This is a genomic window from Mesorhizobium sp. M7A.T.Ca.US.000.02.2.1, from assembly GCF_003996995.1.
Lineage (GTDB): Bacteria > Pseudomonadota > Alphaproteobacteria > Rhizobiales > Rhizobiaceae > Mesorhizobium.
Window position 1 is genome coordinate 22,952 of record NZ_RZTT01000013.1, and the last position, 8,941, is coordinate 31,892.

At 64.5% G+C, this 8,941-nt stretch carries 5 protein-coding genes; 4 read left to right on the plus strand and 1 reads right to left on the minus strand.

Annotation, left to right across the window (positions count from 1 at the left end):
• Positions 1-7 precede the first annotated feature (7 nt).
• The 4 genes from EOD15_RS02760 (at position 8) to EOD15_RS02775 (ending at position 7,476) form a co-directional block, all read left to right on the plus strand.
• Positions 8-3,745, plus strand: coding sequence for a DUF11 domain-containing protein (locus EOD15_RS02760; RefSeq protein WP_127320267.1), 3,738 nt, complete (start codon positions 8-10; stop codon positions 3,743-3,745).
• 220 nt (positions 3,746-3,965) lie between these two features.
• On the plus strand, positions 3,966-4,643 hold the full coding sequence (gene rpe, locus EOD15_RS02765) for a ribulose-phosphate 3-epimerase (protein WP_127271687.1): 678 nt from the start codon (positions 3,966-3,968) through the stop codon (positions 4,641-4,643).
• Between the two features lie 401 nt (positions 4,644-5,044).
• Positions 5,045-5,785, plus strand: a complete 741-nt coding sequence (locus tag EOD15_RS02770) for a GntR family transcriptional regulator (RefSeq protein ID WP_127320269.1) — start codon at positions 5,045-5,047, stop codon at positions 5,783-5,785.
• 176 nt (positions 5,786-5,961) lie between these two features.
• Complete coding sequence (locus EOD15_RS02775) at positions 5,962-7,476, plus strand: malonyl-CoA synthase (protein WP_127320271.1); 1,515 nt, start codon at positions 5,962-5,964, stop codon at positions 7,474-7,476.
• 27 nt (positions 7,477-7,503) lie between these two features.
• On the opposite strand, the gene EOD15_RS02780 is transcribed toward EOD15_RS02775, so the two are convergent.
• The coding region (locus EOD15_RS02780; protein WP_148129485.1) for an ABC transporter ATP-binding protein/permease at positions 7,504-8,941 on the minus strand (1,438 nt) is incomplete at its 5' end.

Here is an 8,941-nt window from a genome sequence, read left to right on the forward strand (position 1 = left end):
GGGGAAGATGAAAAATCTCGCACTCTCCCCGCTCACGACGAGCTCGCAATCCACAGTCATGGAGACGATCATGAAACCCCTGTCATACGCCAGGCGCGGCGCGCGCTGGCTGATGGCGGCCGGTATCGCGGTCGCCATGTTCACCCCTGTGGCAAGCCACGCGGAAGACGCCGCCCCGATCACCCCGGAACTGAGGCTCGATCTCGACAATTCGAAGATCGTCAATCCGAGGCCGGAGCGGGCGGTGCCCTTCTTCACCAAGAAAGGCACCCAGCGGAGCTGCGACTATGTCGTCTACTCCCTGAGCTTTGGCCTGCGCGGCGATGCGCAAGCCTTCGCCGACCTGACAGCCTTGCTGAAAACGCTCAAGATCGAGTTCAAGGACCAGCTTCCACACGGCCTTTCGATCGTCAGCGCGAATGTGTCGGGCGACGGCACGGACGCTTCGGGCGGACCATTGCCCGGCGTTTCGATCAGCACCTCGGCCGGTCCGAACGACACGGCAACGGTGTCCGATTTCCGGCTCTCCGCCGCTGATCTCGACGGCGCCGGTGCCGCCAATGAACGCGTCATCAACTTCCAGATCACGGCCAAGATCGACCATGCGGCGTTTCCTTCGCCGACCGTGATCGACAACCAGGGTGTGATCAAGGTCAGCAACGGAGCCGGCCCCGGGACCATCATCCCGTCGCAGGATCCGGGCAAGCCCGACGATGGCGACTACAAGACCGGGGCCAAGACCTCGATCAAGATCGACCTCACCAACTGTGATAAGCGGCCACCGCCTCCCGACCGGGAATGCTTCAAGGTGGAACGCGGCACGGTGGACTGCGTGCCCGGCGGCGGCGCCTTCATCTACCACATGCCGGTCGGCCCGGAGATGGGCGGCAAGTGGGTGCAGGTGTCGACGACCACATCAGGCGTCACCATCATCCCCGACACCCAGTTGGTGCCGGCGGGCGGCGGTGTGCTCAACTGGAAGATCGTCGGCGCATCGCCCGGCGACGTCATCCACCTCATCGTCACCGGCATCGAAACCTATGCCGGTCCGAAGGAAGGCTGGGGCCTTTGCTGCACGCAGACGATCGACATCGTCATCCCGCGTGACCAGAGGTGCCCGCCCAAGGACAAGGAGCCGGACCTCAAGGTCGAGAAACGCGCCGACGTGACGCGTTGCACGATGGGTGGCGGCTGCGACTTCACCATCAGGGTCACCAATGTCGGCACCGGTGCCTACCACGGCAAGATCGTGCTCGACGAGGTGACGCTGCCGGCCGGATCGACGCTCGATTCAGGACCCAATCCGCCCTGGGTCTGCGTACCCGGCGCCACCCCGATGATTTGCACCTACCCAGTAACCACGCTCAATCCGGGGGCCTCCGTCAACCTCAAGCTCGGCTTCAAGCCGGCCGGAGGCTGGCAAGGCAGCGTCTTGCGTAACTGCGCCACCTATAATTACGGCGCCAGCGGCAAGCCGCTGTTCGGCAGCCAGTCGAACGATCGCGGCTGCGCCTCGATCCCGATCTGCCGGCGTGGCGATCGTGACCGCGACTGCCGGCCGCCGGTCGAGAAGAAGGTCGACCTGATCCTGAAGAAGCGTGCCCGCGTCCCGGTCTGCACGGCCGACGGCATCTGCCACTTCGTGATCGACATCATCAACAACGGCACATCGACTTATAACGGGCCGCTGACGGTGATCGACAGCTACCCGGCCGGCGCGCCGGCCTCCTCGACCTTCGGCCCAAGCCCGCCATGGACCTGCGTACCGACAGGTCCCGGCCTGTTCCGCTGCGACCATGCGGGGATCTCGCTGCCTCCGGGCGGCTCGACGCCGATCGTCGTCAAGGCGGTCATGCCGGCCGGCTATCAGTCGGACATTGTCGAGAATTGCGCGACGGTGAAGCCCATCCCCGGCGAAAACGACCTCACCAACAACAAGGCCTGCGCCAAGGAACGCTTCCGCCATCCCAATGGCGGCAAGCCGACCCTGCGCATCACCAAGGTCTGCGACGGCTCGCTCGCCGGTGCCGCGCTGATCTCTTGCCGCATCACCGTCATCAGCCTTGGCACCGCTGCCCCCACCGGTCCGGTGCGGGTCAACGATGCCGCCACGCTGGTGGCCGGCGGCGCGCCTGTCCAGATCCAGACCGTCACCCCTGACGGTGCGGAATGGGCGTGCGGACCGGTTCCGGCCAACGCGCTGTCGTGCCAGATTCCCGGTGCCGTCATGACACCTGGAACCAGCCGCCACTTCGACGTGACGGTTTCGGCCAATGGCGCGTTCGAAAACTGCGCGCGCGGCTCCTATGGGCCGGCGCCGGGCGACGACGTCGTCTATCCCTTTGGCCAGGCCTGCGCCAAGGGCGGCGGCGCTTCGACCATCCGTGTCGAAAAGACCGGCGACCGCGAATGCAGGCTCGGCCAACCCTGCTCGTTCGAGGTCACCATCACCAATGACGGAGCGACCGCCTTCTCCGGGCCGGTCCGCATTGGCGATGCGATCGGCGTGGAGGGTCTCGGCAGGGTGGAAGGCGTTGAGATCACGTCGATCGATCCGCCCTTCGGCTGCTCGCCGGCACCGGCAACCTTGCCTGCGTCCTGCATTGCCAATTTGTCGCTCGGCGCCGGCGAAAGCCGGGTGCATCATGTCACCGTGGTCATTCCCGACGACGGTCGTCTGGCCAATCTGCAGGGCAATATCAGTGGCCAGAACTGCGTCGGCGTGCTCTCTCCCGACACACGGGTGCAAGGCGGTGGCGACGTGCTTTCCGACGATCAGGCCAATGTGCAGGGCGATCGCGGCAAGGCCTATGCCTGCCATTCCTTCACCATCAGCCAGGAGACGAAGAAGCAATGCTCGCAAGGCTTCGTCATGAACGATGCCGGCCGCTGCGTCTGCCCGGAAGGCACCACCTACCGCAACGGCCAGTGCTCGCCGGGCGGCGGTATCGTGCCGAAGCCGGAACAGCCGAAGCGCTGTGTGCTGCTCGAAGGCCAGATCCGCACCGAGGACGGACGTTGCGTCTGCCCACGCGGAACAGGGCTTGAGAACGGCAGATGTGTCAGGACCGACAAGCCCGAGCAGTGCACCATCCGTGGCCAGGTCCACAATGCCGATGGCGATTGTGTCTGCCCGAGAGGGACCGAGGTGCGCAATGGCGCCTGCCGCCCGATCCGGCCGAAGCCTGAGCAGTGCACCATCCGTGGTCAGGTTCATGACGCGGATGGAGACTGCGTCTGCCCGAGAGGGACCGAGGTGCGCAATGGCGCCTGCCGCCCGATTCGGCCGAAGCCTGAGCAATGCACGATCCGTGGCCAGGTCCATGACGCAAAGGGCAATTGTGTCTGCCCGAGGGGTACCGAGGTGCGGGGCAATGCCTGCCGGCGCAAGCAGCCGACGCAGGAGCAATGCGACATACGCGGCCAGGTCCACAACAAGCGTGGCGAGTGTGTCTGTCCGCGTGGGACGCAGGTGATCAACGGCGCATGCCGCAAGCCCAGGCAAGAGGTGGAATGCGCACCGGGCTCGCAGATGATCAACGGCCAGTGCCAGCCGATCATCAGGCGGCGCTGCCCGGAAGGTACGATCGGACGCTATCCGAACTGCCGGCCGCTCCGCGGGCAACCGTCGCTGGAGCTCAACCCCGGCCTGCTGCTGCAGCAGGTACTGCCACGGCGCAGGCCGCAGGTCGAACAGCAGCAGGATCCGGTTCCAGACAGAATCCTGAAACTCCAGCAGCAATAACGATCTGCTCGACGCCAGACCAGAAACCCGCCGGAGCAATCCGGCGGGTTTTCTTATGGCTCCGAGGCAAGCGGAAATTGGCTGCAACAGGATCGCGGACGCCGCAACGCCACCTCCGGCCGTGCAGCCGCCGCGCCCGTGCCCTCGACAAGTCGGCTGGAGCGCATTAGGCAGTCGATAGAGTGGCCGAACGTGAAGGGCACTCGGAAAGGCCGCATCCATGAGCAGAAAGACCCTGATTGCACCGTCGGTGCTGGCGTCGGATTTTTCCAAACTCGGCGATGAGGTCGAAGCGGTGGCGGCGGCCGGCGCCGACTGGATCCATCTCGATGTGATGGACGGGCATTTCGTGCCCAACATCACCTTTGGCCCGCCGGTGATCAAGGCGATCCGCAACCGCACCGAGGCCTTCTTCGACTGCCATCTGATGATTGCCCCGGCCGACCCCTATCTGGCCGCTTTCGCCGAGGCCGGCTGCGACGGTTTGACCGTCCATGCCGAAGCCGGCCCGCATCTTGACCGCTCGCTGCAGACCATCAGGAACCTCGGCAAGAAGGCCGGTGTGTCGCTCAATCCGGCGACGCCGGAAAGCGTGGTCGAATATGTGCTCGACCGGCTCGACCTGATCCTGATCATGACCGTCAATCCGGGCTTCGGCGGCCAGGCCTTCATCCCGGCGATCGTCGACAAGGTGAAGCGGGTCAAGGCCCTCATCGGCGGCCGGCCGATCCGCATCGAGATCGACGGCGGTGTTTCAGCCGAAACCGCGCCGCTGGTCACCGCTGCCGGCGCCGACGTGCTGGTGGCGGGCGCCGCCATCTTCAAAGGCGGCAGCGTCGAGGCTTACCGTCAGAACATCCAGGCGATCAGGACGGCAGCCGACCACGCAGCCGGCTAACCAGCGCTTTTCCCGCGTTCAGCCCGGCATGCCGGCTAAGGTTCTGGTACCGGCCGAGGCTTGTGATGGTCTGATGCGCAACGGCATCGGATCTGGAGCGGCTGCCTGATTCGGCCTCAAGGGTCCTCACAGCAGACAGTTGATCCGGCGCGCATACAAAAGAACAGAAAGAACAGATTCTCCTGCGTGCATACAAAACATGTTAAGTTCCCGCAGGTTGTGAAAATGCGCGGAATTACAGCATTGAGCTCCAGATGCCGCATATTCCTTCGTGCTAAAGTACAATAACGTGATCTTGTGCTTGAGCAGGCGAATGCCCGCACTGTATGGTACAAGTACGAGAAGGCGAATGCTTTCGGACTCGAATCGCCCAGGACAAGTCTTGGGGACAAGGAGTCGCTATGACATACGGAGCTGCCAATCTGAACGACGACGCTGCGGGACCGAAGAGTACGCTTGCCAGTACGGTCTATCAGCAATTGCGGGACGATCTTCTCGGTGGTGTTCTTGAGGCCGAGAGCAAGCTGCGGGTCGAATGGGTGGTCTCCAAATATGGAGCCGGCGCCTCGCCTGTCCGCGAAGCTCTCAATCGCCTCGCCTCGGAAGGACTTCTCGGCCGGCACGATCAGCGCGGCTTCTTCATCATGCCGGTCAGTGCGTCGGAACTCGAGGAGCTGACGCGCACCCGCTGCTGGCTCGAGGAGCGGGCGCTTCGCGAATCCATCGCCCACCGCACCGCCGAATGGGAAGAACAGCTCGTGCTGGCGCTGCATCGCCTGGGACGCGCGTCACGCCTGTCTCCGCAGGATCTCTTTTCGCTCAATCCCGATTGGGAGAGGCTGCATCGTATCTTCCACAGGGTGTTGATTTCGGCCTGCCGGTCGCAATGGCTGGTGGGGTTTTGCGACCAGCTCTCCGATCACGCCTATCGCTACCGGCAAATGGCCAATGATGGCGAGGGTGTCCAGCGCGACGATTTCGGCGAGCATCGCCTGATCGCCGAATGTGCCTTGGACGGCAATGCCGACGGTGCCGTCGAGGCACTGCTCAACCATTACCAGTTGACTGCCGCCATGTGCATGAAGCGTTTCGAGCAGGACGACGAAACGAAGGAACTCGCCGGCAAACGCGCTCGGCGATAACAGCCGATTCCCGGCGGGCTCTTGCGCTCGTTTCTTGCTCGCAATCCGCGTCGAGCGCGGCTGGCGTGAACCGCTGTCGGCGGGCTTGACGGCGCGGCCAAGAACCGCGAACTCTCGCCGCCGAGGCATGCCGCGACAGGCGCATGCTCAGCGCCGCCGCACCCAGGGAAGTCTTCATGAGCAATCATCTGTTCGATGCGTTCCGGTCCCGGATGCCGGCGCCAGCGCGCTTGCTGATGGAAACCGATGATGGCCGCTCGCTCACCTATGGCGATATGCTGGCCCGCTCGGCGCAGCTTGCGCATGCGCTCCTGCAACTCGATGTCGAACCCGGTGACCGCGTTGCCGTGCAGGTCGAGAAGAGCCCGGAAGCGGTCATGCTCTATCTCGCCTGCCTGCGAGCCGGCGCCGTCTTCCTGCCGCTCAACACCGCCTACACGCTGGCTGAGCTGGAGTATTTCTTCGGCGACGCAGAACCACGCCTGGTCGTCTGCGATCCGGCAAGAGCGGCCGACATCGGCGCGCTGGCGGAAAAGACCGGCGCCGTCACCGTCACGCTCGGCCGCGACGGCCGGGGATCGCTGACCGACCAGGCCTCGCGACTGCCGACGGATTTTCATGACGTGGCGCGTGGGCCGGATGACCTCGCGGCGATCCTCTACACGTCGGGAACCACCGGCCGGTCGAAAGGCGCCATGCTCAGCCACGAGAATCTTGCTTCGAACGCGCGCGTGCTGGTCGAGCACTGGCGTTTCACTGGAGACGACGTGCTGATCCACGCATTGCCGATCTTCCACACGCACGGCCTGTTCGTCGCCACCAATGTCGTCCTGATGGCCGGCGCCTCGATGCTGTTCGAGCAGAAGTTCGATCCGGCCCGCATCGTCTCGCTGCTGCCGCGTGCCACGGCCCTGATGGGCGTGCCGACCTTCTACGTGCGCCTGCTGCAGCAGGATGGGCTGGACCATGAGGCGGCAAAAAACATCCGTGTGTTCATTTCCGGGTCGGCGCCGCTGCTGGCCGAGACGCACAAGTCCTGGCGCGAGCGCAGCGGCCACGCGATCCTCGAGCGCTACGGCATGACCGAGACCAACATGAACACCTCGAACCCCTATGAGGGCGAGCGGCGCGCCGGCACCGTCGGTTTCCCCTTGCCCGGCGTCACGCTTCGCATCGCCGATCCAGACAGCGGCGCAGCGCTTGCGCAGGGCGAGGTCGGCATGATCGAGGTGAAGGGCCCAAACGTCTTCGGCGGCTATTGGCGCATGCCGGAGAAGACCAAGGCGGAATTCCGAGCCGACGGGTTTTTCATCACCGGCGATCTCGGTATGATCGACGCCGACGGCTACGTCCACATTGTCGGCCGCGGCAAGGACCTTATCATATCGGGCGGCTACAACATCTATCCGAAGGAACTCGAAAGCGAGATCGACGCGCTCGACGGGGTTAGCGAAAGCGCCGTCATCGGCGTTGCCCATCCGGATTTCGGCGAAGGTGTCACCGCTGTCGTCGTGCGTGCGCCGTCATCGCGGATCACCGGTGCCGAAATTCTCGGCGCCATCGCCGGGCGGGTGGCGAAATACAAGCACCCGAAGCGGGTGATCTTCGTCGATGAACTGCCGCGAAACACCATGGGCAAAGTACAGAAAAATGTGCTGCGCGATACCTACAAGGACATATACGCATCATAATTGCGCGGCGCCTGGGGCAGGGGCGCCTTACTCCTTGCGCGGCCTTTCGGCCCGGCTGCCGGAACCCCACAAGGCGCGCTTCAGCAGGTTGCGCTTGCGTGGGACGAGATTGATGTCGCTGACAAGCTTGGCGCCGCCCTCGCGCCGTTCCAGGGTGATCTTGCGGCTGTGGAAGGCTTCCAACTCGGCCCGGTGCGCCACGCTGATGATGGTGACATCAGGCAATTCGCGGATCACCGTCGCCATCATGGTGTCCTGGCTCTTCTCGTCGAGCGCCGAGGTTGCTTCATCCAGCACGACGATATCGGGGCGGTGCAGCAGCAGGCGCGCGAAGGCGAGACGCTGCTTTTCGCCGCCCGACAGCGTCTGGTCCCATGGCGCTTCTTCCTTGATCCTGTCGGCAAGATAGGCGAGGCCGACCTTGTCGAGGGCAGCGTTGATCTGCTTGATCGTCCACTTATCCGCCGCCGCGGGATAGGCGACCGCGCGGCGAAGCGTGCCCGAAGGGATGTAGGGGCGTTGCGGCAGCATGAACAGTCGCCTGTCGGCGTGGAAATTGACGCTGCCGCCGCCCCACGGCCACAGGCCCGCGACGGCCCGCACCAGCGTCGACTTGCCCGAGCCGGATTCGCCGGCCACCAGCACCCGCTCACCGGGTTCGATCGCAACCTCGGTCTCCTTGACCACGGCGGTGCCGTCGTCGAGCGTCACGGAGAGATCGTCGAGGCTGAGCATGGCACCGTCGTCGGTTTCGCCGTGCTGGATGCGTCCAAGCGCATCGCTCTGCTCCGCACGCTCGAGCCCGTCGAGCGACATCATCAGCGAAGCTACGCGCCGCGCGGAGGCGTTCCAGTCGGCAAGACGCGGGTAGTTGTCGACCAGCCACCCGAATGCGCCTTGCACGATGCCAAAGGCGGACGCTGCCTGCATCACCTCGCCAAGCGTCATTGAGCCTTCGAGGAATTTTGGCGCGCACAGCAGGATTGGCACGACCGGCGCAAACAGGCTCGATCCCTGCGACACCGCCGCCGTGCGCATGTGCTGGCCCGTCAGCAGCGCCCATTGCCTCAGCACATGGCCGAAATTCCTGTCGATGCCGCTGCGCTCCTCTTCCTCGCCGCCCAGCAAGGCGATGCTCTCGCCGTTTTCGCGCACGCGCGTCAGCGTGTAGCGCAGTTCGGCCTCCGCCTGGTTCTTCCGCTCGGAGAGCTGGACGAAATTGCGGCCGATGACCACCATCGCGGTCGAGGTGATGGCGGCATAGATCATCGCGGTGATGACCAGGAAGCCGGGAATGGTGATGCTCTCGCCGCCGATCGGCAAAGTGAGCGCGCCGCCGATGGTCCACAGCACGACGATGAAGGTCGAGGCAGACAGGAACGCGTTGAGGACGCCGGCGATGAAATCGACCGGCGACTCGGTGGCGATGCGCAGATCCTCGGTCATGCGGGCCTCGGGGTTCTGG